Here is a 23,799-nt window from a genome sequence, read left to right as displayed (position 1 = left end):
CTACTTTCCCGCTGCCGCTCGACTTGCATGTGTTAGGCCTGCCGCCAGCGTTCAATCTGAGCCATGATCAAACTCTTCAATTTAAGTTTGGTTGCCTGTTAAGGCGGCTCAATGAATTGCTGAATTAACTGCTGCAACATTAAGTTGCTTTGGTCACTTCATCAGACATTGAAAATCAAAAATTGTTTTTGATGCTCGATGCTGTGAGTGCCCACACAGATTGCTTGATTCAAATTGTTAAAGAGCGACGCAGCTTTTGCTGCTGCGGGAGTGGCATTCTACTCAACCGCCTTCTCGAGTCAAGCCTTATTTGCAAAGGCTTTTCGAGGTTATCGACGAGGTTGTTTGCGTTGCCGCTTGCCCTGTCGATGGAGGCGCATTATAGGGAACAGATTCTTTCTGGCAAGGCTAAATTCCATGTTTTTTTGATAAAACCGCACAACCGTTCAAACAACAAACAAAAAGAAGAAAGTTCGAGCTAAATCACACATTCTGGAGGCAGATGACAGGCAAGCCCCCTCTCAACTCATATAAGCCATTTCGGATTGTTGACGCGCCAGCCAAAGCTCCTCCATCTCCAACAAAGTTTGATAGATTTTCTCCGCCTGCTCTGGTCGGCTGAACAGATAGCCCTGTCCATACAAGTGGATGTCGGTCAGAGATCGCAGTACATCCAACTGAGCCTGTGTCTCAATACCTTCACACACCAGACTCTTGCCCAGCATGGATCCCATCCGACAAATATTGGCGACCAGTTCGGATGCCTCCATTGAGGTGTCAATGCCTTGTATAAAGGAGCGGTCGATCTTCACCTTGCTGACCGGTAACTTTTGCAGATAACTCAAAGATGAATAACCAGTCCCAAAATCGTCTAATGCCAGCAGTACCCCCTGCTGATTGAGATCCTGCATCAGTTGCAGCGAGTTCTTCACTTCGCGCATGGTGGTATCTTCCGTGACCTCCAAGACCAGGCTACGGGCAGGCAGGTGGTGCTCCATCAATGCCTTGGCCACCAGTTTGAGCAAATTACGCTGGTACATGCCTGGCGAGATATTCACACACATTTGCAGATCAACCATACCAAGCTGGTGCCACTGATAGAGCTGCTCGCAAGCTGTGTTCAGCACCCAGCTCCCAACCCGTTCGGCAAGCTGGAACTCCTCAGCTACCATGATCACTTCGTTTGGCGGAATGAAACCGAGTTCCGGATGCCGCCAGCGCAACAGAGCCTCGACAGCTTCGCAGCGGCCACTCTCTAGATTGACGATGGGTTGGTAATAGAGTTCCAGCGCATTGTGTTCCAGCGCCATGATCATGTCCGACGCCAGATGTTTGCGCCGCGCCGTCTCGTTGAGCAGGGAGTTATCGTAAATCACATAGGGAACATGGGTCTTGCGACTATGGAACAGGGCCTGTTCCGCACGACTCAGCAACTCCTGAGTCTTGTCGCTGTCCATCGGATAGAAGGCAATCCCGATCCCGACTTCAAGCCGGAAGGGATAGTTGTCATAGACGATATCTTGCTTCAGCGCATGCAGCAATCGCGCTACCAGCTCCCTGACCTGACGCAGATCACTGCTGCCACGCTGGATAATGGCAAATTGATCCCCCCCCAGACGTCCGCTCCACTCCCCCTCTTCACAGAGTACTCTGATCCGGGCAGCAAACTCACAAAGCAGATAATCACCGGTGTCATAGCCAAACTTGCTGTTGATATCCCTGAAGTCGTTGATGTCGACCAGCACCAGCCCAAACGGCACTTCCTGTGTGGCGTACAGCTCCATTCGCTCCAGCAAAGCAACCCGATTGGACAACCCGGTCAGCGGATCCCGTCTGGCCGCTCTGAAATGGCGACGCCCTTCATATATAAGTAGCATGCTGAGCAGCAGCACTGACATAACCAGACCGGAGACCATCAGCAACAAGGCATTGCGCAATTGGCCAAAATGGCGATCGTTCTCGGAATAGACGTTGATGTTCTTCTGCATCACAGAAGCGAGGGAGTAAGAGAGCGGCTCTTGCAGCGGGGCAAGGCGCATCATGATCTGCTGATAGTCAGATGCCCCGCTTTGCAACTTGATGATGTCGGGCTCTATTTGGCGAATATTGGTTTCAATCAGCTGCACCAGACGCAAGGTTTTCTGCTTGTCCTGCATGCTCTTGCGCAGCTGGCCGCTCAACAGGATGGGCGTTCTGCTCCAAAGAATGTCATAACGCAACATCAAGGCGTCATGATCAATCCCGCCATAGTGATAGACCTCTACCGCATTGAGGAAACGACCGAGCTCCAGCTGCAACTGCATCAGCGCCCAGGAGACATCATAGGTGTATTTCTCCATCGCTCTGGTCGCATTCTGGATTTGCATCAGGCAATAGAGGGTGCTCCCGGTAAACAACAGGATGGATACATACAGAATGACGAGCAGTGGCCACGCCCTAGTCTTTCCTTTCACCCCATGCTCCCGTGCTGTTTTTATCAGTGCTGAATGTCTATCAAATCCAGCTGCCAAATCATCATGTCGGTATATTCGGATCGCTTCAATTCCGGATATTGATCAAGAGGCAGCATAAACCAGACCGGCCCCTTGTCACGCACACGCATGACAGCGCCATTGTCTTCCCATGCAAGAATGGGCTCGTATTTGGCAACCTTGTCCCATTCAATGCGGACCTGGAAACTGTTCAGTGCCGTCAACGTAATGGTCTTGCCATCCGCACCGACTGCAGCCAATACATCGGCCAGTTTTGGGCCTCTGTAGGTGTGCGGCTTATCCACCCACGGGTTGCCTGTCACTATCTCATGTTGCGGCAGAGCCTGTAGTTTTGCCAGATCAAACAACACCTTGCCATCAACTTCGTCTGCCGACCTGATGTTGCCACCGACTTTCAGGATCACCGGCCCCGTCAGCGCCTCAGCAGCCATCACCGGCATGATGACCAATGAACACAGTAGTGTCAGCCAACCAAACATTTTCATATCTCCCCCAGATTTGCTGTCTCAACAGACTCAGTTTAGCCAGATATAAAAAAACGGCTCGCCTTGAGCGAGCCGTTTGTCAAACAGAGCAAGGGGGGATGATTACATCATGCCCATGCCACCCATGCCGCCCATGTCAGGCATGGCAGGGGTATCTTTCTTCGGCAGTTCGGTGACCATGCACTCGGTGGTGATCATCAGACCGGCGATGGAAGAGGCAAACTGCAGGGCGGAACGGGTTACCTTGGTCGGATCCAGGATGCCCATGGCCAGCATGTCGCCATACTGTTCGCTGTAAGCGTTGTAACCGAAGTTGCCTTCGCCGTTCTTCACTGCATTGGCAATGACGGAGGCTTCTTCACCGGCGTTGATGACGATTTGACGCAGCGGGGCTTCCATGGCGCGCAGGGCAACCTTGATACCGACGTTCTGGTCTTCGTTGTCACCGCGCAGACCAGCCAGTTTGGCTGCAACGCGAACCAGCGCAACACCACCACCTGCAACCACGCCTTCTTCAACCGCGGCGCGGGTAGCGTGCAGGGCATCTTCAACGCGGGCTTTCTTCTCTTTCATCTCGACTTCGGTGGCTGCGCCAACCTTGATCACGGCAACACCGCCAGCCAGCTTGGCTACGCGCTCTTGCAGCTTCTCACGATCGTAGTCGGAAGAGGTCTCTTCGATCTGCTGACGGATCTGAGCAACACGACCTTCGATCACACCGGCATCACCCACGCCATCGATGATGGTGGTGTTCTCTTTGGTGATGACGATGCGCTTGGCACGACCCAGATCTTCCAGCGTCGCTTTTTCCAGCTCCATGCCAACTTCTTCAGAGATGACGGTACCGCCAGTCAGTACGGCGATATCCTGCAGCATGGCCTTGCGACGGTCACCGAAGCCAGGCGCCTTGACGGCAGCCACTTTCACGATACCGCGCATGGTGTTGACCACCAGAGTGGCCAGGGCTTCGCCTTCTACGTCTTCGGCAACAATCAGCAGCGGCTTTCCAGCTTTGGCAACGCCTTCCAGCACCGGCAGCATTTCGCGGATGTTGGAGACTTTCTTGTCAACCAGCAGGATGAACGGGTCGTCCAGTTCAACGGAACCGGTCTCTTGCTTGTTGATGAAGTAGGGGGACAGGTAGCCGCGGTCGAACTGCATACCTTCAACAACTGCCAGCTCATCTTCCAGACCCTGACCATCTTCAACGGTGATGACGCCATCGCGACCCACTTTGTCCATGGCTTCGGCAATCAGCTTGCCCACTTTCTCGTCGGAGTTGGCGGAGATGGTGCCCACCTGAGCGATGGCATTGCTGTCAGCACAAGGCTGGGACAGCGCCTGCAGCTCGGCAACAGCAGCCACAACGGCTTTGTCGATACCGCGTTTCAGATCCATCGGGTTCATACCGGCGGCAACGGCTTTCAGACCTTCGTTGACGATAGCCTGAGCCAGAACGGTTGCAGTAGTGGTACCGTCACCGGCGGCATCGTTCGCCTTGGAAGCCACTTCCTTGACCATCTGGGCGCCCATGTTCTGGAACTTGTCTTCCAGCTCGATTTCGCGCGCAACAGAAACACCATCCTTAGTGATGGTCGGGGCGCCGAAGGACTTATCCAGCACCACGTTGCGGCCTTTCGGGCCCAGAGTCACCTTGACGGCATCAGCCAGGATGTTTACGCCTTCCAGCATCTTGATGCGGGCTTCGTTACCAAACTTAACGTCTTTAGCTGCCATTTTTCTTCAATCCTTAAATCAATTCGGGGAAAAGGAGGATGGATTACTCTTCGACAATCGCCAGGATGTCGGTTTCGGAGAGGATCAGGACGTCCTGACCATCCAGCTTCTCGGTCTTCACACCGTAGCCTTCGTTGAAGATAACTTTGTCACCAACCTTCACGGCCAGCGCTTTGACTTCGCCATTATCCAGGATGCGACCAGTCCCCACGGCAAGCACTTCACCACGGGTGGACTTCTGGGCCGCAGTACCAGTCAAGACGATACCGCCGGCAGATTTGGCTTCAGCTTCGATGCGCTTGATGATGACGCGGTCGTGCAGTGGACGAATTTTCATCGATAACTCTCCCAAAATGAGTCTCATTGTTGCTTTGAGGAATGGCCGTTCCAGGCCAAATTAGATATGTCCCTGATGTGGGGCAGAGTTGCTAACCCTTCAAGGGCAAATACAAAAAAAATTTTTTCACGTACTATAAACATCTTCGATGGTTCAGCCATGTCCGCACTCTGGAGCAAGGTCGGTTCAAGCCGCCCGGTTTCCATGCCAGAACCTTCAAAGCCAGCTGTAGAGACGAGCCCTTGACCCGCACCAACCCCATGTTGACAGCCCCTATTCCGGTCGTACTGCGCCAGATGACGGGCCCCATGATCTTCGGCATCATCGCCATTCTGGCCTTCAACCTGGTCGATACCTTCTTTATCGGTATGCTGGGCACCGAAGCTCTGGCCGCCATCAGCTTTACCTTTCCCGTCACTTTTGTGGTTACCTCGCTGGCGATGGGATTGGGCGCCGGATTGTCAGCGGTGATCGGTCATACCCTGGGGCAGGGCAAGCACGATGAGGCAGCCCATCTCGCCACCGACAGTCTGTTTCTGGCGGTGATCATGGTGGCCCTGCTCTCCGCGGGGGGCGCTCTCACCATCAAGCCTCTGTTTACCCTGTTGGGCGCCAGTGCCGAGCTTATCTCCCTCATCCATGACTACATGCTGATCTGGTATCTCACCGTCCCCATGCTGGTGCTGCCCATGGTGGGCAATGCCGCCATCCGGGCGACCGGCGATACCAAAACCCCCAGTCTGGTGATGGCAGTAGCCGGGTTGGTCAACGGGGTACTGGATCCTCTGTTGATCTTCGGCATCGGCCCCTTTCCCGAATGGGGGATCCGTGGGGCCGCCATCGCGACTTCTATCTCCTGGTTGATGGCGATGCTGGTCAGCCTCTATATCCTGCGTCATCGGGAGGGCTTGCTGCTGTGGTGCCTCTCACCGCGGGCCCGGTTGCTGTCCCACTGGCGGGCGTTACTCCATGTCGCCGTCCCAGCCTCTTTTACCAATATGCTCAACCCCCTGGCCAATGCGGTGCTGATGACGATCTTTGCAGGACTGGGTACCGAGGTGGTGGCCGCTTACGGCGCCGCGTCGCGGGTCGAGGCGCTGCTGCTGATTGTGATGATGGCCCTAGCCTCCGTACTGGCCCCTTTCATCTCGCAAAACTGCGGCGCTGGCAATCCGGCCCGGGCCAAAGCCGCACTTCAGAGCAGCATGCGCTTTGCACTACTGTTCCAGCTCGCCATCTATGGCCTGACCTGGCTACTGGCGCCACTCATCGCCAACCTGTTCAGCGATCATCCGCAGGTCATTCGCCTCATCATTCTCTATCTGCATCTGGTGCCGATCGGTTACGGCTTTCAGGGCATGGTGATGCTGTTGGCCTCGGCACTCAATGGCGTGAGGGCATCCAGTATCTCGTTCTTGTTCAACGGATTGCGACTGTTTGGTTTTCTGTTGCCAGGAGCCTGGCTGGGGGCAAAGCTGGGGGGAGAACAGGGGATCTATCTAGGAATACTGCTGGCCAATCTGGCGGCGGGCACCCTCGCGTGGTGGTATGCCCGACACCGCTTCGAGGCGCTGTGCCATCAGGGCAAACCCTGATTCAGTCACTCGCCTCGGGTTTTCGTCTCGTCGATTACTCTTTACGCTCACTCTTTGCGCTCAAATTCGCCTTCGATGGTGGCGCCGCCCTGCTTGGCGTTCCCCAGATGATCATCGGACGGTGCGTTGCCAAAAGGCGATTGAGTACGCTGGAAGCCACCCATCTGCATCCGGAACTGGCTGCTGCCGATCAGCTTGTCAGCCAGTTTGTTACGCAGCCAGGGTTGCAGCAACAGCACACCGAAAATGTCGGTCACGAAACCCGGGATAATCAGCAGCAAACCGGCCAACGCCAGCATCATGCCCCCCATCACCTCGCGGCCCGGCATCTCGCCCATCTGCATCTTTTGCTGGGCGCTGAACAGGGTCTTGATCCCTTCACTGCGCACCAGCGAGGAGCCCAATACCGCAGTCAGGATGAGCAAGCCGACAGTCGGCAGCGCCCCGATTACCGAGCCGACCTCGATCATCACGGTGAGCTCCAGCACAACCAGACCCACCAACAACAAAAACAACTTGCCCATATCCACTCCAGCACCGGTAAATTGAGAAAAAGTGGCGCCCATCCAACGATGGTCAGAGGCGATTTTGCCGCCCCGTCATCACCACTTTCTGCCCTGAATAAATGGGGGCAGCCCCCCTCTTTTCAAGTTGGTCAACTGACTCCTACGTCATCAGCAATCTAAAAAACCAGCAAAAAGTCACAAAAATTTATAAAAATCATAATGATAAAAACTTCATAACATATGTGTACTTTCCTCAAAGTAATTTGAAAATGTCGCAAATTTAGTGATCCACCTCTAATAACCGATACCTCAATTGGAGTAGTATATTGATTAGTTTTTCGGGAGGTCATTCTCCCAACCGCCCCACTCGATGTGTGGTGCTTCAGGATGAGCTGTGCGCAAGGAACTCGCGACCACTCGGTGAGGATTTTTCCATTTATCTGATTTCTGAGGCATTACAATGAGCGACATCAAGAACGTCCGCATTGAAGAAGACCTGCTGGGCACCAAAGAAGTTTCCAATGATCTCTACTACGGTGTGCACACCCTGCGCGCTGTCGAGAACTTCAAGATCAGCTCTCAGAAGATTTCTGACGTTCCGGAATTCGTCCGCGGTATGGTGCTGACCAAGAAGGCCGCTGCGCTGGCAAACGGTGAATTGGGTACCATCCGTCCTGAAATTGCTGACAAGATCGTAGAAGCCTGCGACCTGATGCTGAACACCGGCAAATGCTTCGACCAGTTTCCGGTCGACGTTTACCAGGGTGGTGCCGGCACTTCCGTCAATATGAACACCAACGAAGTACTGGCCAACATCGCCCTGGAAATCATGGGTCTGGAGAAAGGCCGTTACGACGTCATCAACCCGAACGACCACGTCAACAAGTGCCAGTCCACCAACGATGCCTACCCGACCGGTTTCCGCGTTGCTGTGGTCAACAGCACCGACGTGACTCTGCACGCGCTGGAGCACCTGATCGCGGCATTCGATGCCAAAGCGAAAGAGTTCAAAAACATCCTGAAGATGGGTCGTACCCAGCTGCAAGATGCAGTTCCGATGACCCTGGGTCAGGAGTTCCACGCGTTCGCAGTGACCCTGCGTGAAGAGATCAAGTCCATCAAGCGTTGCCAGGAGCTGCTGCTGGAAGTGAACTTGGGCGCGACCGCCATCGGTACCGGTCTGAACACTCCGCCCGAGTACTCTGCACTGGCCATCAAGCGTCTGGCCGAGATCACCGGTCGTGCCTATGTGCCGGCAGAAGACCTGATCGAAGCGACCTCAGACTGTGGTGCCTACGTCATGCTGCACGGCGCCATCAAGCGTCTGGCCATGAAGCTGTCCAAGATCTGTAATGACCTGCGTCTGCTCTCCTCCGGCCCGCGCACCGCACTGAAAGAGATCAACCTGCCGGAAATGCAGGCGGGTTCCTCCATCATGCCGGCCAAGGTCAACCCGGTTATCCCGGAAGTGGTCAACCAATCCTGCTTCAAGGTATTCGGTAACGACATCACCATCACCTTCGCCGCCGAAGCCGGTCAGCTGCAGCTGAACGTCATGGAGCCGGTGATTGGTCAGGCGATGTTCGAATCCCTGAGCCTGATGGAAAAAGCCTGTATTTCCCTGCGCGAGAAGTGCGTGGAAGGTATCACCGCCAACCCGGAAATCTGCATGAATCACGTGCTGAACTCCATCGGTATCGTGACCTACCTGAACCCCTTCATCGGCCACCACGAAGGGGATATCGTCGGCAAGATCTGTGCCCAGACCGGCAAGAACGTCCGCGAAGTCGTTCTTGAGCGTGGCCTGCTGAGCGCCGAGCAGCTGGACGAAATTCTCTCCATCGAGAACCTGATGAACCCGCAATACAAAGCCAAGCGTTTCACCCGCGAAGCTGCCGTATAAGCGAGTGTGGGCCGGGATCTTCCCGGCCCATAAAGTCAGTTCCCGATTGGTCTTTATCCCCAGCCCGATCGGGAATTGGCTTTTTGCCAAATAAAAACCAAAAACTAAAAAATGGAGTTATCGCTATGATTGGAATCGAGTTACTTGTCGTGCTCGCCGCTATCTATCTGGGGGCCCGGATAGGCAGCATCGGCATCGGCTTTGCCGGTGGTCTGGGGGTACTGGTATTGACGTGGGGTCTGGGCATGCCCATCCCGAGCGATCAACTGGTCAGCTACATCCCTTGGGATGTGATCATGATCATCGCGTCCGTCATCTGCGCCATCGCCTGTATGCAACTGGCTGGCGGGATGGACTACCTGGTCTTCCTGGCAGAAAAAGCGCTGCGCAAGAACCCCAAATACATCACCTTCGCCGCCCCGGTGGTCACCTACCTGATGACCATGCTGGCCGGTACCGGTCATACCGCCTTCTCCACCCTGCCGGTGATCGCTGAAGTGGCCAAAGAGCAAGGGATCCGCCCATCCCGTCCGCTCTCCATCGCGGTTGTCGCCTCCCAGATCGCCATCACAGCGTCCCCGATCTCTGCCGCTGTGGTTGCCTTCTCCGGCATGCTCGAGCCGTTTGGTGTTGACTACCTGACCCTGCTGGCCATCTGCATCCCCTCTACCTTCCTGGCCTGTATCCTGGGCGCCTTCATTGCCAACATGATGGGCAAACCGCTGGATCAGGACGAAGTCTATCTGGAGCGTAAAGCCAAGGGTCTGATCAAACTGCGTGGTACTACCAAGCTCGAGATCAAACCGTACGCCAAGCTGTCGGTCTGGATCTTCATCGCCGCCATCGTTGCTGTCATGGCTTATGCCACTGCCATCTCCGGTAAAGTGGGCCTGATCACCAACCCTCCGATCCCCCGTGACGGCGCCATCATGGGCATCATGCTGGCCGCGGCCACCATCATGACTCTGGTGTGCAAACTGGACGCTACTCAGGTCACCAACATGCCGACCTTCAAGTCCGGTATGTCCGCCTGTATCTGCGTACTGGGTGTGGCCTGGCTGGGTAACGTCTTCGTGAAAGGCAACATGGACACCATCCAGCTGATCGCTGGCGACCTGCTGAACCAGTACTCCTGGCTGCTGGCCGTGGTGCTGTTCTTCGCTGCCATGCTGCTCTATTCACAAGGCGCCACCACCAAAGCGTTGATGCCTGCCGCACTGGCACTGGGTGTCAGCCCGCTGACTGCGATTGCCTCCTTCGCAGCCGTGAGCGCCCTGTTCGTACTGCCAACCTACCCGACCCTGCTGGCCGCGGTAGAGATGGACGACACCGGCTCCACCCGTATCGGTAAGGCGGTCTTCAACCACCCCTTCTTCGTACCGGGCACCGCCACCATCGCCATCGCCGTGGCGCTGGGCTTCTTCTTCGGCGGCATCCTGCTGTAATCCTATCGTCTGCCGATTACCAAACAAAAATCCCCGCCAGTTGGCGGGGATTTTTTTATCTCTTTACTCTGTACTTGGCTTGGCTGTCTGGCAGCGAGAGACCTGACGTATTATCCGGATGGCTCAACCACGGCGACAGCAGACACCACAACAGCGTGCCAGCGGCGCTATAACCACCGCTGCCGGATTGCCGGAGTAGTAGGCCACCATGGTACTCAGCACCACGCCAGAAGGCGGGATCCTTCGGATCAGACCGGATCCAGGGTATCCAGCGGCCAGCGCGGCACGGCTTTGACCACCAGCGGCTCAAACACGCCCGCTTTCAGGCGCTGCATACCGGCATAGGCAATCATGGCGCCGTTATCGGTGCAATATTCAGTGCGCGGATAGAACACCTCGCCCTTGAGGCTCTCCATCAGCTCGGCCAGCTGGGCACGCAGATGACGGTTGGCACTGACACCACCGGCGACCACCAGACGCTTAAGACCGGTCTCTTTCAAAGCACGACGGCACTTGATGGCCAGGGTATCAACAACTGCATCTTCAAACGCCCGAGCGATATCGGCACGGGTCTGCTCATCATCGCCATTGGCGGCGATGGTGTTGGCGGTGAAGGTCTTAAGGCCGGAGAAGCTCATGTCGAGCCCGGGACGATCTGTCATCGGACGGGGGAAGTGGAAGCGCCCGGTGGTGCCCTTCTCGGCCAGACGGGAGAGCAGCGGACCACCCGGATAGTCCAGCCCCATCAGCTTGGCGGTCTTGTCGAACGCTTCGCCAGCGGCATCATCGATGGATTCGCCCAACAGCTGATAGCTGCCGATACCGTCGACTCGTACCAGCATGGAGTGACCACCAGAGACCAGCAGCGCCACGAAGGGGAACTCGGGAGCTTTCTCTTCCAGCATGGGAGCCAGCAGGTGGCCTTCCATATGGTGGACGGCGATAGCAGGCTTGTTCCATGCCATCGCCAGCGAACGACCAATAGTGGCCCCCACCAGAATGGCGCCAACCAAACCCGGACCCGCGGTATACGCGATGCCGTCGATGTCATCTTTGCCCAGTCCCGCCTCTTGCAATGCGGCCTGGATCAACGGGATCGTCTTGCGAACATGATCCCGGCTGGCGAGTTCGGGGACGACGCCCCCGTAGTCCGCATGCAGCTTGACCTGGCTGTATAACTGATGGGAAAGGATCCCTTTTTGATCGTCGAAGATCGCGATCCCGGTTTCGTCACAGGATGTCTCTATGCCCAATACACGCATTGCTAAAAAATTTCACTGCTAAAATGAGACGGCTATGGTAACCTTCGCGGGTTTTTTAAACCAGAGCGATCTCTGCGGGTTTACTTTCATTCCCTGTCCAGAGTATAATTTCGCACCATTTTAAGACATGCTGATCGATTGAAGGTCAGCTAACAATTTATCACTGAGGTGAAAGGCACATGCCAGTAATCAAAGTCCGTGAAAATGAGCCGTTTGACGTTGCTCTGCGTCGTTTCAAGCGTTCTTGCGAAAAAGCCGGTATCCTGTCCGAAGTTCGTAGCCGTGAGTTCTACGAGAAGCCGACTACCATTCGTAAGCGCGCCAAAGCGTCTGCTGTCAAGCGTCACGCCAAGAAGCTGTCTCGCGAAAACGCACGTCGTATCCGCCTGTACTAATCGGGAGATATTGCCGTGTCTCTGAAGGATCAACTCAAGGATCAGCAAAAACTCGCCATGCTTGCCAAAGATAAGGCACGTCTGGGAGCGATCCGCTTGTTGATGGCAGAAATCAAGCAACGTGAAGTCGATACCCGTATCGAGCTGAATGATGAGGATATCCTCGCTGTCGTGACCAAAATGGTCAAACAGCGCCGCGATTCCATCAGCCAATTTGAAGCTGCCGGTCGCCAGGATCTCGCCGACAAAGAGTCCGCCGAGATCGTTGTGTTGCAGGAATTCCTGCCGCAACAGCTGACCGCAGATGAAATTGCCGCCCTGATCGAGCAAGCCATCACTGAAAGTGGTGCTGCCATCATGGCTGATATGGGCAAGGTCATGGCTGTCTTGAAGCCGAAAATTCAGGGGCGTGCCGATGTCGGCGCCGTCAGTGCTCAGGTGAAAACCCGCTTGGCGTAACAGGCAACTCTCTTGTTTGGTCGAAGAAGCCGTGCTTCCCTTGGAATGCGCGGCTTTTTTATTTTCTCCGCAATGAAACAGGACGGTTATGGCAGGCAGGATCCCCCAATCCTTTATCGACGATCTGCTCGTACGCACAGACATAGTCGAGCTGATCGACTCGCGAGTGCGGCTGAAAAAAGCCGGTAAGAACTACCAGGCTTGCTGCCCTTTTCATAACGAAAAAAGCCCCTCTTTTACCGTCAGCCAGGAGAAGCAGTTCTACCACTGTTTCGGTTGTGGCGCCCACGGCAATGCCATCGGCTTTGTCATGGAGTACGACGGTCTCGAATTTCCCGATGCCATCGAAGAGCTCGCCAGCATGCAGGGCATGCAGGTGCCTCGCGAGCAGAGCATCGGCGGCTCGGCCAATAGCCAGCCCGCAGTCAGCAAGGATCTGTTCGAGCTGATGAACCAGATAGCCCGCTTCTACGAGAGCAATCTCAAGAGTGCCCCCCACGCGGTGGAGTACCTCAAGGGACGTGGCCTGACCGGCGAAGTAGTCAAGCGCTTCAACATCGGTTATGCACCCAGCGACTGGGATCAGGTGCGCCGCCGCTTTGGTGCCAGCCGGGATCACGAGCAGTTGCTTATCTCGGGCGGCATGCTGATCACCCGTGACAATGGCCCGGGCAGTTATGACCGTTTCCGCGATCGCATCATGTTCCCGATCCGCGACAAGCGTGGCCGGGTTATCGGTTTCGGTGGCAGGGTGCTGGGTGATGGCACCCCCAAGTACCTGAACTCGCCGGAAACCCCCATCTTCCATAAAGGGCGGGAGCTGTTCGGTCTCTACGAGGTGAAGCAGGCACACAAGGATCCACGCAGGATCCTGGTGGTGGAAGGCTACATGGATGTGGTGGCACTCGGTCAGTACGACATCGACTATGCGGTGGCGGCGCTGGGTACTGCAACGACCAGCGACCATATCCACACCCTGTTTCGCACCACCGCCGAGGTGGTCTGCTGTTACGACGGCGACAATGCTGGTCGTGAAGCCGCGTGGCGCGCGCTGGATAATGCCCTCCCTCATCTGCAGGATGGCCGCGAGCTGAAGTTCGTGTTCCTGCCCGATGGCGAGGATCCCGACTCGTTGGTACGCCAGATCGGCAAGGAGGGCTTTGAAGCCCTGCTCGATGAAGCCCAGCCGTTCGCCGACTTCATGTTCGAGCGTCTCGGCCGGGATGCGGCGCTCTCCGGTGAGGCAGGCAAGTTCGAAGTGGCCAACAAGGCCGCCGAGCTTATTCGTCGCGTACCGGAAGGGTTTACCCGCGAAGGGCTGATCACTCGTCTCTCCAGCATGATGCGTTGGGGTGAGAACAAACAGCGCATCGCCGAGCTCTTTGCCCGCAACAGTCAGCCCAAGGCCGAGGTCAACAAACCCAAGGCAGCCAAGCTGACCCCACTGCGGCGTGCGCTGGCACTGATGGTGCAATATCCGGCAGTAACGGCTGAGCTTCCCCCCATGCCGGAATTGGCCGGACTACGCGTACAGGGCATCAAGTTCCTGCTGCAACTGCACCAGCAGATCCTGGCACAGCCTAGTATCACAACCGGTATCCTGCTGGAACACTGGCGTGGTACCAAGGAGGGAGAGATCCTTGCTCAGCTGGCCATGCACGACCTGTTCGAGGAGATCAAACTCGATCAGGAGCCGGATATTCTGGGAGAATTGCAGGACACCTTCGTCGGCTTCATCAACCAGTTTCTGAAACAGCGGATCGAAGAATTGCAGGCCAAAGTGGCTCAGGAAGGACTAAGCTCCGAAGAAACCCAAGAGCTGATGATGCTGATAAGAGAGGTGCAAATTGAGAAAAGAAATGAAAGTGGGGCTTGATATTTGAGTGATTAGTCCCAATATGGATAGCGTTGCCCGAATCGACGGGATGAAAAGCAAAAATTTTATAACCGCCTGGCCCCGACAATACTGCGGGCAGGGGTTTCTCATGACCGACGCCGCAACCAGACATAGCATGTCTGGCGGTTTTCTATTAGAATTGGCTATTTGCGCAGCAGCGCACTGTACGCGCAACCTAGCAACACCAACCGGATGAGTTCTATGGAGCAAACCCCGCAGTCTCAGCTTAAACTCCTCGTTGCCAAAGGTAAAGAACAGGGCTACCTGACCTATGCCGAGGTGAACGATCACCTCCCGCAAGACATTGTCGATTCAGACCAGATCGAAGACATCATTCAGATGATCAACGATATGGGCATTCAAGTGGTTGAAAACGCTCCGGATGCCGATGACCTTATCATGGCTGAAGGTGGTACCGCCGATGAGGACGCTGCCGAAGCAGCGGCCCAGGCTCTGGCATCTGTTGAATCTGAGATTGGTCGCACGACCGATCCCGTCCGCATGTACATGCGGGAAATGGGTACCGTCGAACTGCTGACCCGTGAAGGCGAAATCGACATCGCCAAGCGGATCGAAGACGGTATCAACCAGGTACAAAGCTCCGTAGCCGAGTACCCTGAAGCAATTACTTACCTGCTCGAACAGTACGACAAGTACGAAGCCGAGCAGCTGCGTCTCTCTGACATCATCTCTGGCTTTATTGACCCGAACGAAACTGAAGATATGGCGCCTACCGCCACGCATATCGGTTCCGAACTCGGCGAAGACGATCTGGCCGACGAAGATGAAGAAGACGAAGAAGACGAAGACGAAGATGGCGACAGCTCTGACGACGACGGTGACGGAGGTCCAGATCCGGAAGTCGCTCGCGAGAAGTTTGGCGAACTGCGTGCCCAGTATGAAGTGACCCGCCTCTCCATTCAGAAGAATGGTCGCGCGCACGAAGATACCCAGGCCGCCATCGCCCAGCTGGCCGATGTATTCCGCCAATTCCGCCTGATGCCCAAGCAGTTCGATCGCTTGGTTAACAACATGCGTGAAATGATGGAGCGCGTCCGCGTGCAGGAACGCATCATCATGAAGCTCTGCGTTGAGCAGGCCAAGATGCCGAAGAAAACCTTCGTCGCGGCCTTCACCAACAACGAGTGTGAAACTGCCTGGTTCGAATACCAGAAGCAGGCTGGCAAAGCCTGGTCTCCCCGTCTGGTTGAAATGGACGAGGATATTCAGCGCGCCATCGGCAAGCTGCAGCAGATTGAAGAAGAGACCGGTCTGTCGATTGCCCAGATCAAGGATATCAACCGCCGCATGAGCATCGGTGAGGCCAAGGCCCGCCGTGCGAAGAAAGAGATGGTTGAGGCCAACTTGCGTCTGGTTATCTCTATCGCCAAGAAGTACACCAACCGCGGTCTGCAGTTCCTGGATCTGATCCAGGAGGGCAACATCGGTCTGATGAAGGCGGTAGACAAGTTTGAATACCGTCGTGGCTACAAGTTCTCAACCTATGCCACCTGGTGGATCCGTCAGGCGATTACCCGCTCCATCGCGGATCAGGCCCGTACCATCCGTATCCCGGTACACATGATCGAGACCATCAACAAGCTCAACCGTATCTCCCGTCAGATGCTGCAGGAGATGGGTCGTGAACCGAACCCGGAAGAGCTGGCGATGCGCATGGGCATGCCGGAAGACAAGATCCGCAAGGTACTGAAAATCGCCAAAGAGCCTATCTCCATGGAGACGCCCATCGGTGATGATGAAGATTCCCACTTGGGCGACTTTATCGAAGATACCACCCTGGCTCTGCCTGCAGATGCGGCGACCAGCGAAAGCCTGCGCAATGCCACCCGCGAAGTGCTGGCTGGTCTGACAGCTCGCGAAGCCAAGGTACTGCGGATGCGTTTCGGTATCGACATGAACACTGACCACACCCTCGAGGAGGTGGGCAAGCAGTTCGACGTTACCCGTGAGCGTATTCGTCAGATCGAAGCCAAGGCACTGCGCAAACTGCGCCACCCGAGCCGCTCGGAAGTGCTGCGCAGCTTCTTGGACGAATAGTCCTGACCCTGTGTCAAACTGCTCTGCCAAAGCCCCGCCATGCGGGGCTTTGTTTTGTCTGGCATTTACCCTTGCGACCCGCTTTGCACCCTCTATCGACCTGGACAATTAGTCGCCAAGTGGTTGATATGCCTATAGACTGCCCTTTCCTCTTCCCCTATAATCCACGCCGCTAAACGCACAATTTGGCCCCTTAGCTCAGTTGGTCAGAGCAGTCGACTCATAATCGATTGGTCGTGGGTTCAAGTCCCCCAGGGGCCACCAAATTAGAAAAGGCCGCTCATCATGAGCGGCCTTTTTGCATCTGCTGATCGGGCAATGTCCCGTGATAAGCTCGATGAGGTCATAGAAAAGACCCGCCATGGGCGGGTCTGGGCAGGGTCCGGATCAGGCGCCTCACTCAGTGACAAGGAGCCTAATGCTGAGCCTCAGGTTTGCTCGTTGCTGCCGCTCTGGATGGACGAGCGACGCCCGATGGCAGGCAGCATCCGGGTAACCAGATTGCTGCGCTGACGCCAGGAGGTGAAGACGATGGCCAGCAGGTGCAGACCTATCAGCCCCTGTAGCGCCACCACGCACCACTCATGCCACTCGTCAGCCCCCAGTTCAAATCCCGTCTCGGTATTTTGAAACCAGCCGCTGCCAGCGGTCGCCAGCACAACCAGCCAGAGCGCCCACACGGCCAGCTTGCCGCTGCCGTGATGACCCGGTGCCGGAGGCTGCCGCTCACGCATCTCGCGCGCCTGCTGGCGAAAATCCTCACCACTGGGGATGAGGGCACCAAGGCGGGCATAGCCACGGGCAAAAGTGAGCCCCCAGAGCAGACGCAAGGAGACCAGCCCAATGGCGCCGTAACCCAGCCACTCGTGCCACTCCTCGCCCGCTTCGTTAACCCAGAGATTGCTGATGCAGACCACCACCAAGCCCCAGTGGGTCAGGCGAACCAGCGGATCCCAGCGAAAGGGCTCACCCTTTTTGCTTGGCATATTTGTGGTACTCCTTCTTCAGGTCGTTGACCTTGGCCAGATGTTCGCGCGCCTTGGCCTCATCACCCGCCTTGAGTGCGGCCAGGCTGGCGTCCAGCTCGGTCTGTACCTCGTTCATCCCTTCAAGGAATTTCTCTTTCTTGGCGGCCGGCATGTTCTTCTGCTTGGCCACATCCAGCTGGGCCTTCATCTCGTTGATGTGCTTCTCCATGGTGGCTGCATCATCAGCCTTGACGGCCTGCTTGTAGTTGAAGCCAATCTTCTTCATCGGCTGTTCCAGATCACCCGCCACGGCAGGCAGGGTCATCAGGCCAAACATCAGGGGCAACAGCAGGGGGCGGACGGTTTTCAACATGGGATTTCCTTATATAACGACATGCTCGAATTGTTAGGGGTACTTATGAATCCAAACAAGAATTCATCACCAGCATGATGCCATGACTCATGGTGAAACGTTTGTGAAAAATGCTGTTTTTTGTGGCAAATAGTGACAGATATGCCGCGCTTGTTTGCGCTTGGTAACTGACTGAACGCCGGTGACGCGCACCATGAGGATGGTTGAAAGCGGTAAACAGGGACAAAAAACCCCGCCGTAGCGGGGTCTGAATCAGCTGGCCATTTGCTGGCGTCAGTTACTCCTGTTCGCGAGCAATGGCGCGCCAGCCGATATCCTTGCGGTAGAAGACGCCATCCCACTTGATGCGGCCAGCGAGCTGATAGGCACGCTGCTGGGCTTCTGCCACAGTGTGGCCCAGCGCCGTGGCGCACAACACGCGGCCGCCAGCGGTCAGGCTGGTATCGCCCTCCAGGCGGGTACCGGCATGGAACACCTTCTCGCCCGCCACTTCATCCACCGGCAAGCCGCTGATGGGGTGGTTGGTGCTGTAATCGCCGGGATAGCCTCCCGCCGCCAACACCACGCCGATAGCGGCGCGGGGATCATAGATGGCCTCTTTCTGATCCAGCTTGCCTGCGCAAGCCGCCAGACAGAGCTCTACCAGATCGGACTGCATCCGCAGCATGATGGGCTGGGTCTCGGGATCGCCGAAACGGCAGTTGAACTCGATCACCTTGGGATTGCCTGCGCCGTCGATCATCAGACCGGCGTAGAGGAAACCGGTGTAGACGTTGCCCTCGGCCGCCATGCCGCGCACAGTCGGCATGATCACCTGCTCCATCACGCGTCGATGTACCTCGGCGGTCACTACAGGCGCCGGGGAGTAAGCCCCCATACCGCCGGTGTTGAGGCCGGTATCACCGTCGCCAACCCGCTTGTGATCCTGACTGGTGGCCATCGGCAGCACGTGCTCGCCATCGACCATGACGATGAAGCTGGCCTCTTCCCCCTCCAGAAACTCCTCAATCACCACCCGGGAACCCGCTTCGCCAAAGGCATTGCCGGAGAGCATGTCGCGCACCGCATCTTCCGCCTCCTGCAAGGTCATGGCGACAATCACCCCCTTGCCCGCCGCCAGACCATCGGCCTTGATGACGATGGGGGCGCCCTTCTCGCGCAAGTAGGCGAGTGCTGGCTCCACTTCGGTGAAGTTCTGGTACTCGGCAGTCGGGATGGCGTGACGGGCCAGGAAATCCTTGGTGAAAGCCTTGGAGCCTTCCAGCTGGGCAGCGGCAGCGGTCGGGCCAAAGATGGGCTGACCGGCGGCGCGGAAGGCATCCACCACCCCTTTCACCAGCGGCGCTTCCGGCCCGACGATGGTGAGGCCGACCTGCTTCTCTTTGGCGAAGGCCAGCAGCCCTTCGATATCGGTCGCCTCGATGGCGACGTTCTCGACACCCGGCTCAAGCTGGGTGCCCGCATTGCCCGGCGCCACAAAAACGTGGCGTACCAGCGGGGAGTGTTTGGCCTTCCAGGCCAGGGCGTGTTCGCGGCCACCGTTGCCAATGATCAGTACTTTCATCGTATCGCTCGCTTCTATTTGTGGTCACTGGACGGCCACCCGGGCCGTCAGTCAGTGGAAATAGTCAGTTGAAAAGAGACAACAAAAGGGCCGCCATCGGCAGCCCCTGACCCATCAATGACGGAAATGGCGCATGTTGGTGAAGACCATGCACATACCGTGCTCGTCGGCGGCGTCGATCACCTCCTGATCGCGCATCGAGCCACCCGGCTGGATCACGCAGGAGATACCGGCCTGCGCGGCAGCATCGATACCGTCGCGGAACGGGAAGAAGGCATCGGAGGCCATCACGGAGCCCGCCACGGTCAGCCCTTCGTCCGCCGCCTTGATACCGGCGATTTTGGCCGAATAAACACGGCTCATCTGGCCTGCGCCGACGCCGATGGTCTGGCCATCTTTGGCGTAGACGATGGCGTTGGATTTGACGAACTTGGCCACTTTCCAGCAGAACAGCAGATCTTGCAGCTCTGCCTCGGTCGGCTGGCGCTTGCTGACCACGGTCAGATCACCCAGCGTCACCATGCCGAGATCCCGCTCCTGTACCAGCAGGCCGCCGTTGACGCGCTTGAGGTCAAAGCCTTGCGCCGGTGCCGTCCACTGACCGCATTCGAGCAGACGCACGTTCTGCTTGGCAGCGACCGCATCGCGGGCCTCCTGGCTGACGGTGGGGGCGATGATCACTTCGACAAACTGGCGGGCCACGATGGCTGCGGCAGTGGCACCATCCAGCTCACGGTTGAAGGCGATGATGCCGCCGAAGGCAGAGGTGGGGTCGGTCTGGTAGGCGCGATCGTAGGCACTCAGCAGGTCGTTACCGATGGCTACACCGCAGGGGTTGGCATGCTTGACGATGACGCAGGCCGGCTCGTCGAACTCCTTAACACACTCCAGCGCAGCATCGGTATCGGCGATGTTGTTGTAGGAGAGCGCCTTGCCCTGCAGCTGGATAGCGCTGGAGACAGAACCCGGAGCGGCATGCTCTTCGGCGTAGAAGGCGGCAGCCTGATGGCTGTTTTCGCCGTAACGCATGTCCTGCTTCTTGATGAACTGGCTGTTGAAGGTGCGCGGGAAGCGGGACTCCTCGTCACCCTCCTTGTTGTCACCGTAAGAAGGAACCATGGTGCCGAAGTAGTTGGCGATCATACCGTCGTAGGCAGCAGTGTGCTCGAAGGCGGCGATGGCCAGATCGAAACGGGTCGCCAGTTTCAGGCTGTTGCCGTTGGCATCCATTTCGCGAATAACCCGATCATAGTCGGCAGCTTTGACGACGATGGCGACATCTTTATGGTTTTTGGCGGCAGAACGCACCATGGTCGGGCCGCCGATGTCGATGTTCTCGACCGCATCCGCCAGGGTGCAGCCCGCTTTGGCCACGGTGGCAGCAAAGGGGTAGAGGTTGACGACAACCATGTCGATGGGGGAGATAGCGTGCTGGGCCATGATGGCGTCATCCTGATCCCGACGGCCGAGGATGCCGCCATGAACCTTGGGATGCAGGGTCTTGACCCGGCCATCCATCATTTCAGGGAAACCCGTGTAGTCGGAGACCTCGGTCACCGGCAGACCCGCCTCGCCAAGCAGCTTGGCGGTACCGCCCGTGGAGAGCAGGGCAACACCACGCTCGTTGAGTGCCTTGGCAAATTCCAGAATGCCAGTTTTGTCAGACACACTCAGCAGTGCACGGCGAATGGGTCGAGCTTGTTCCATCACACTATCGTCCTCAACATAACGGGGACCGTTCCATGGGAGGCGAGGCTCAACACAGAGAGTCCCCAAATAAATGGAAGTGGGGGATTTCGCAAACCACTCTCGCCCCAACATCCGGCAAAAGCGTTTTAAGAAATGCCCGCTTGGTGCGGCGCTCTGTTATGGGCGCGTATTCTACACAAAAAATGTGACCTGTGGTGGATTTTTTGAAACAGCAAAGCCTTATTTGGCGCGGCGTTAAACGTTTTCCACTTGATTTTCTCGAAACGTTTGCACTTTCAGTGTTTTATGGGAAAAAGGGTCGCCAGGAGATGTTTATCTGCCCCTTTTATGCCCTTGGCTGGCAATCCATGGGCAAAGGGGTGATAGTGGATTCCGGTTTTTGTGGCGGCATACATTCAAGGGGAGAAAAGAGCATGTATCGGATCGGTGAACTGGCCAAGGCGTGCGGGGTCAAGGCAGATACCCTGCGTTTTTACGAGAAGAACGGGCTTATCTCACCGGGGATCCGCAACGAATCCGGCTACCGCCTCTACAGTGAACAGGACAAGCGGCGGCTGGAGTTCATCATTCGCGCCAAGTCGGTGGGATTCTCGCTGGCCGATATCGGCGAGCTGCTCGACCTCGATACCAACAAGGCCAAAGTCACCTGTCAGGAGGTGAAAGCTATGGCCGACACCAAGCTGGCCCAGGTGGAGCAGAAGATCATCGAACTGACCCGCTTTCGCGACAACCTGCGCGAGCTCTCCAATATCTGCTGCGGCGGGCCGCGCTCGGCGGAGCACTGCGCCATCCTCGAGACACTGGAATCTGGCGCCCCGGCCCATCACGAGCATCACAGCCACGACTAGCATGACCCGGTTCACGGCTGACATGGTACGCCTGACTGAGCGTGCCTAGCTCAGAGTGACTGACTCGGCGTGCCCGACGCATTGCTCCGGCGGCGATTTGGTGACAAAATCGCCGCGTTTTTAACCGGTGCCAGTGCATCCGGTTGCCGGGCGCTCATCTGAACAGGCGCCCGCAGCGAAAACCGCCATCCAGACACAAGCATCAACACACCAAGAAAAAAGAAGAGGAGCCATCATGGCCAAGATCCGGATCGACCAACCCGCCCTCCCCCGTGAGGAAAATGCGCAAGGGGGCAGCTATGCCCATCAGCGCGGCGAGATAAAGGATAACCATCTGCATGCCCTGCTCTCCGATCCCCTGTTTCGCAGCCGGGTCGAGCGCAACAAGAAGGGCAAGGGGAGTTACCAGCGCAAGGCCAAATTCGGCAAGCGGTGGGAGCCCGGCCAACAGCAGATGATCCGCGTCTGCTGCTGAGCGGGTTTCTACCGACCATAAACAATCAGGGCGCCATTGGCGCCCTGATTGTTTTGACAGAAGAAGCGATTTGGCAACGCCAACTCACTGCCTCAACAGCGCGTCTCAACAGGCCACTCACTCATCCATAAACAGTTCGAGCAACACGTTGAGATAGCGATGGCCGAGAGAAGTGAGCTGCCAGCTATCCCCCAGATCCTCGATAAGCTCCTTGCTCCGGGCGATGGCGAGCACCGTCTCGACCCGCTCCAGCGGCAAGCCGGTATAGGCCTCGAACTCCGCCTTGGGGGCAGGTTCAAACAGGCGGAAGCGGTTCATAAAGTATTCGAGCGGCAGATCGTCTGCCGTCACCTGCCACTGCTCGTCCAGATAGGGGCGACTCTTGTCCAGATACCCTTTCGGATGCTTCACCTTGGCGGTGCGCAGGATCTGCTGAGCCGCGAGATCAGTCACCTTGCCGTGAGCACCACAGCCGATCCCCAGATAGTCGCCAAAGCGCCAGTAGTTGAGGTTGTGATGGCACTGGTAGCCCTCTTTGGCATAAGCCGAGATCTCGTACTGGCGATAACCGCTGGCGGTGAGCATGGCGTGGCCCTGCTCGTAGATGTCCCACAGGGTGTCATCTTCCGGCAGCTTGGGCGGTTTGGAGGCAAAGGCCGTGTTCGGCTCTATGGTGAGCTGATACCAGGAGAGGTGCGGCGGGGCGCAGTCGATAGCCTGCTGCAGGTCATAAAGGGCATCGTCCAGACTCTGATCCGGCAGACCGTGCATCAGATCCAGATTGAAGGTGGGCAACTTGATGGCGTGGGCCAGTGCGGCGGCCTTGCGCGCCTCTTCCGGGCCGTGAATGCGGCCGAGGCGGGTCAGCTTCTCCTGCTGGAAGCTCTGCACCCCGATGGAGATACGGTTGATGCCGGCGCGCTGGAAACCGGCGAACTTGTCCGCTTCCACCGTGCCCGGGTTGGCCTCCATGGTAATCTCGCAATCTGCAGTGAGCGGAATGCGGGCTCGCACCCCGTCTAGCAAGGCTTGCATCGCCTCCACCGTCAGCAGGCTGGGGGTGCCGCCGCCGATAAAGATCGAGGAGAGCGGCCGCCCCTGCGCCCACTTCAGATCCTGATCCAGATCTTCCAGCAGGGCGGCGACATATTCGAGGTGAGGCAACTCCCCCTTCTGGGCATGGGAGTTGAAGTCACAGTAAGGGCACTTCTGGACGCACCAGGGCACATGAATATAGAGAGAGAGCGGCGGCAGTTGCAGCATGGGGCTTCCAATAAAACGGGGGCTCAA

20 protein-coding genes, 1 tRNA gene and 1 rRNA gene are annotated in these 23,799 nt (G+C 56.9%); 10 read left to right on the top strand and 12 right to left on the bottom strand.

The window, feature by feature from the left end; all coding sequences use genetic code 11:
- The 5 genes from AB5Z05_RS21425 to AB5Z05_RS21405 form a co-directional block, all read right to left on the bottom strand.
- Positions 1-83, bottom strand: a 16S ribosomal RNA gene (locus tag AB5Z05_RS21425); the annotation flags it as partial.
- Positions 84-521: 438 nt separating this feature from the next.
- On the bottom strand, positions 522-2,453 hold the full coding sequence (locus AB5Z05_RS21420) for a putative bifunctional diguanylate cyclase/phosphodiesterase (protein ID WP_368152945.1): 1,932 nt from the start codon (positions 2,451-2,453) through the stop codon (positions 522-524).
- A 23-nt stretch (positions 2,454-2,476) separates the two neighbouring features.
- A complete protein-coding gene (locus tag AB5Z05_RS21415; protein ID WP_019444953.1) occupies positions 2,477-2,977 on the bottom strand; it encodes a molybdopterin-binding oxidoreductase in 501 nt (166 codons plus the stop codon).
- Between the two features lie 102 nt (positions 2,978-3,079).
- The gene (gene groL, locus AB5Z05_RS21410) at positions 3,080-4,714 is read right to left on the bottom strand and encodes a chaperonin GroEL (RefSeq protein WP_005340575.1); all 1,635 of its coding nucleotides are present in this window, start codon (positions 4,712-4,714) and stop codon (positions 3,080-3,082) included.
- 43 nt (positions 4,715-4,757) lie between these two features.
- Positions 4,758-5,051 carry a co-chaperone GroES gene (locus AB5Z05_RS21405; RefSeq protein WP_005340573.1) on the bottom strand — a complete coding sequence of 98 codons (294 nt, stop codon included), beginning with the start codon at positions 5,049-5,051 and terminating at the stop codon, positions 4,758-4,760.
- A gap of 260 nt (positions 5,052-5,311) precedes the next feature.
- On the opposite strand from AB5Z05_RS21405, the gene AB5Z05_RS21400 reads away from it, so the two are divergent.
- Positions 5,312-6,646 (top strand): MATE family efflux transporter, encoded by a 1,335-nt coding sequence (locus AB5Z05_RS21400; protein ID WP_368152949.1) that lies wholly within the window; start codon positions 5,312-5,314, stop codon positions 6,644-6,646.
- Between the two features lie 47 nt (positions 6,647-6,693).
- On the opposite strand, the gene AB5Z05_RS21395 is transcribed toward AB5Z05_RS21400, so the two are convergent.
- Complete coding sequence (locus AB5Z05_RS21395; RefSeq protein WP_100646746.1) at positions 6,694-7,170, bottom strand: FxsA family protein; 477 nt, start codon at positions 7,168-7,170, stop codon at positions 6,694-6,696.
- Between the two features lie 442 nt (positions 7,171-7,612).
- Between AB5Z05_RS21395 and aspA the strand changes: the two genes are divergently transcribed.
- A complete protein-coding gene (gene aspA / locus AB5Z05_RS21390) occupies positions 7,613-9,055 on the top strand; it encodes an aspartate ammonia-lyase (RefSeq protein ID WP_005340569.1) in 1,443 nt (480 codons plus the stop codon).
- Positions 9,056-9,180: 125 nt separating this feature from the next.
- Positions 9,181-10,500 carry an anaerobic C4-dicarboxylate transporter gene (locus AB5Z05_RS21385; RefSeq protein ID WP_042052808.1) on the top strand — a complete coding sequence of 440 codons (1,320 nt, stop codon included), beginning with the start codon at positions 9,181-9,183 and terminating at the stop codon, positions 10,498-10,500.
- A gap of 248 nt (positions 10,501-10,748) precedes the next feature.
- Here the strand turns inward: AB5Z05_RS21385 and tsaD are convergent, their stop codons facing one another.
- On the bottom strand, positions 10,749-11,762 hold the full coding sequence (tsaD, locus tag AB5Z05_RS21380) for a tRNA (adenosine(37)-N6)-threonylcarbamoyltransferase complex transferase subunit TsaD (RefSeq protein WP_019444959.1): 1,014 nt from the start codon (positions 11,760-11,762) through the stop codon (positions 10,749-10,751).
- 179 nt (positions 11,763-11,941) lie between these two features.
- Between tsaD and rpsU the strand changes: the two genes are divergently transcribed.
- From rpsU to AB5Z05_RS21355, 5 genes are all read left to right on the top strand, one after another.
- Positions 11,942-12,157, top strand: a complete 216-nt coding sequence (gene rpsU, locus AB5Z05_RS21375) for a 30S ribosomal protein S21 (protein ID WP_005309452.1) — start codon at positions 11,942-11,944, stop codon at positions 12,155-12,157.
- Positions 12,158-12,172: 15 nt separating this feature from the next.
- Positions 12,173-12,616 (top strand): GatB/YqeY domain-containing protein, encoded by a 444-nt coding sequence (locus AB5Z05_RS21370; RefSeq protein WP_042084472.1) that lies wholly within the window; start codon positions 12,173-12,175, stop codon positions 12,614-12,616.
- An 88-nt stretch (positions 12,617-12,704) separates the two neighbouring features.
- Complete coding sequence (gene dnaG / locus AB5Z05_RS21365) at positions 12,705-14,492, top strand: DNA primase (protein ID WP_111900991.1); 1,788 nt, start codon at positions 12,705-12,707, stop codon at positions 14,490-14,492.
- Positions 14,493-14,675: 183 nt separating this feature from the next.
- Positions 14,676-16,571: an RNA polymerase sigma factor RpoD gene (gene rpoD, locus AB5Z05_RS21360; RefSeq protein ID WP_263718854.1), complete on the top strand. Its 1,896-nt coding sequence runs from the start codon at positions 14,676-14,678 to the stop codon at positions 16,569-16,571.
- 187 nt (positions 16,572-16,758) lie between these two features.
- A tRNA-Ile gene (locus tag AB5Z05_RS21355) sits at positions 16,759-16,835 on the top strand.
- Between the two features lie 164 nt (positions 16,836-16,999).
- On the opposite strand, the gene AB5Z05_RS21350 is transcribed toward AB5Z05_RS21355, so the two are convergent.
- The 4 genes from AB5Z05_RS21350 to purH form a co-directional block, all read right to left on the bottom strand.
- On the bottom strand, positions 17,000-17,557 hold the full coding sequence (locus AB5Z05_RS21350) for a cytochrome b/b6 domain-containing protein (protein WP_368152944.1): 558 nt from the start codon (positions 17,555-17,557) through the stop codon (positions 17,000-17,002).
- A complete protein-coding gene (locus AB5Z05_RS21345; protein ID WP_005349056.1) occupies positions 17,538-17,912 on the bottom strand; it encodes a cytochrome b562 in 375 nt (124 codons plus the stop codon). The genes AB5Z05_RS21350 and AB5Z05_RS21345 overlap by 20 nt, the downstream gene beginning before the upstream one ends.
- A gap of 277 nt (positions 17,913-18,189) precedes the next feature.
- Complete coding sequence (purD, locus tag AB5Z05_RS21340) at positions 18,190-19,476, bottom strand: phosphoribosylamine--glycine ligase (protein ID WP_005341242.1); 1,287 nt, start codon at positions 19,474-19,476, stop codon at positions 18,190-18,192.
- Positions 19,477-19,590: 114 nt separating this feature from the next.
- On the bottom strand, positions 19,591-21,183 hold the full coding sequence (gene purH, locus AB5Z05_RS21335; protein WP_042084461.1) for a bifunctional phosphoribosylaminoimidazolecarboxamide formyltransferase/IMP cyclohydrolase: 1,593 nt from the start codon (positions 21,181-21,183) through the stop codon (positions 19,591-19,593).
- A 416-nt stretch (positions 21,184-21,599) separates the two neighbouring features.
- Between purH and zntR the strand changes: the two genes are divergently transcribed.
- Both zntR and AB5Z05_RS21325 read left to right on the top strand, forming a co-directional pair.
- Positions 21,600-22,034, top strand: coding sequence for a Zn(2+)-responsive transcriptional regulator (zntR, locus tag AB5Z05_RS21330; protein ID WP_368152943.1), 435 nt, complete (start codon positions 21,600-21,602; stop codon positions 22,032-22,034).
- Between the two features lie 235 nt (positions 22,035-22,269).
- Positions 22,270-22,509, top strand: coding sequence for a ribosome alternative rescue factor ArfA (locus AB5Z05_RS21325; protein WP_330124873.1), 240 nt, complete (start codon positions 22,270-22,272; stop codon positions 22,507-22,509).
- Between the two features lie 117 nt (positions 22,510-22,626).
- Here AB5Z05_RS21325 and hemW read toward each other — a convergent pair whose 3' ends face one another.
- Positions 22,627-23,772 carry a radical SAM family heme chaperone HemW gene (hemW, locus tag AB5Z05_RS21320; protein WP_368152942.1) on the bottom strand — a complete coding sequence of 382 codons (1,146 nt, stop codon included), beginning with the start codon at positions 23,770-23,772 and terminating at the stop codon, positions 22,627-22,629.
- Positions 23,773-23,799 lie beyond the last annotated feature (27 nt).

It is taken from the genome of Aeromonas sp. R2-4 (assembly GCF_040908365.1).
GTDB lineage: Bacteria > Pseudomonadota > Gammaproteobacteria > Enterobacterales > Aeromonadaceae > Aeromonas > Aeromonas veronii.
The sequence above is the reverse complement of the archived record's forward strand: the minus strand, read 5'-3'. Positions and strand labels throughout refer to the sequence as shown.

What these genes read in the sequence shown, in the direction of transcription:
- hemW (WP_368152942.1), bottom strand. Translation starts at nt 23,772, where the DNA reads ATGCTGCAACTGCCGCCGCTCTCTCTCTATATTCATGTGCCCTGGTGC.
- groL (WP_005340575.1), bottom strand. Translation starts at nt 4,714, where the DNA reads ATGGCAGCTAAAGACGTTAAGTTTGGTAACGAAGCCCGCATCAAGATG.
- zntR (WP_368152943.1), top strand. Translation starts at nt 21,600, where the DNA reads ATGTATCGGATCGGTGAACTGGCCAAGGCGTGCGGGGTCAAGGCAGAT.
- purD (WP_005341242.1), bottom strand. Translation starts at nt 19,476, where the DNA reads ATGAAAGTACTGATCATTGGCAACGGTGGCCGCGAACACGCCCTGGCC.
- rpsU (WP_005309452.1), top strand. Translation starts at nt 11,942, where the DNA reads ATGCCAGTAATCAAAGTCCGTGAAAATGAGCCGTTTGACGTTGCTCTG.
- AB5Z05_RS21345 (WP_005349056.1), bottom strand. Translation starts at nt 17,912, where the DNA reads ATGTTGAAAACCGTCCGCCCCCTGCTGTTGCCCCTGATGTTTGGCCTG.
- purH (WP_042084461.1), bottom strand. Translation starts at nt 21,183, where the DNA reads ATGGAACAAGCTCGACCCATTCGCCGTGCACTGCTGAGTGTGTCTGAC.
- AB5Z05_RS21415 (WP_019444953.1), bottom strand. Translation starts at nt 2,977, where the DNA reads ATGAAAATGTTTGGTTGGCTGACACTACTGTGTTCATTGGTCATCATG.
- AB5Z05_RS21385 (WP_042052808.1), top strand. Translation starts at nt 9,181, where the DNA reads ATGATTGGAATCGAGTTACTTGTCGTGCTCGCCGCTATCTATCTGGGG.
- AB5Z05_RS21350 (WP_368152944.1), bottom strand. Translation starts at nt 17,557, where the DNA reads ATGCCAAGCAAAAAGGGTGAGCCCTTTCGCTGGGATCCGCTGGTTCGC.
- aspA (WP_005340569.1), top strand. Translation starts at nt 7,613, where the DNA reads ATGAGCGACATCAAGAACGTCCGCATTGAAGAAGACCTGCTGGGCACC.
- dnaG (WP_111900991.1), top strand. Translation starts at nt 12,705, where the DNA reads ATGGCAGGCAGGATCCCCCAATCCTTTATCGACGATCTGCTCGTACGC.
- AB5Z05_RS21325 (WP_330124873.1), top strand. Translation starts at nt 22,270, where the DNA reads ATGGCCAAGATCCGGATCGACCAACCCGCCCTCCCCCGTGAGGAAAAT.
- AB5Z05_RS21395 (WP_100646746.1), bottom strand. Translation starts at nt 7,170, where the DNA reads ATGGGCAAGTTGTTTTTGTTGTTGGTGGGTCTGGTTGTGCTGGAGCTC.
- tsaD (WP_019444959.1), bottom strand. Translation starts at nt 11,762, where the DNA reads ATGCGTGTATTGGGCATAGAGACATCCTGTGACGAAACCGGGATCGCG.
- AB5Z05_RS21400 (WP_368152949.1), top strand. Translation starts at nt 5,312, where the DNA reads ATGTTGACAGCCCCTATTCCGGTCGTACTGCGCCAGATGACGGGCCCC.
- AB5Z05_RS21405 (WP_005340573.1), bottom strand. Translation starts at nt 5,051, where the DNA reads ATGAAAATTCGTCCACTGCACGACCGCGTCATCATCAAGCGCATCGAA.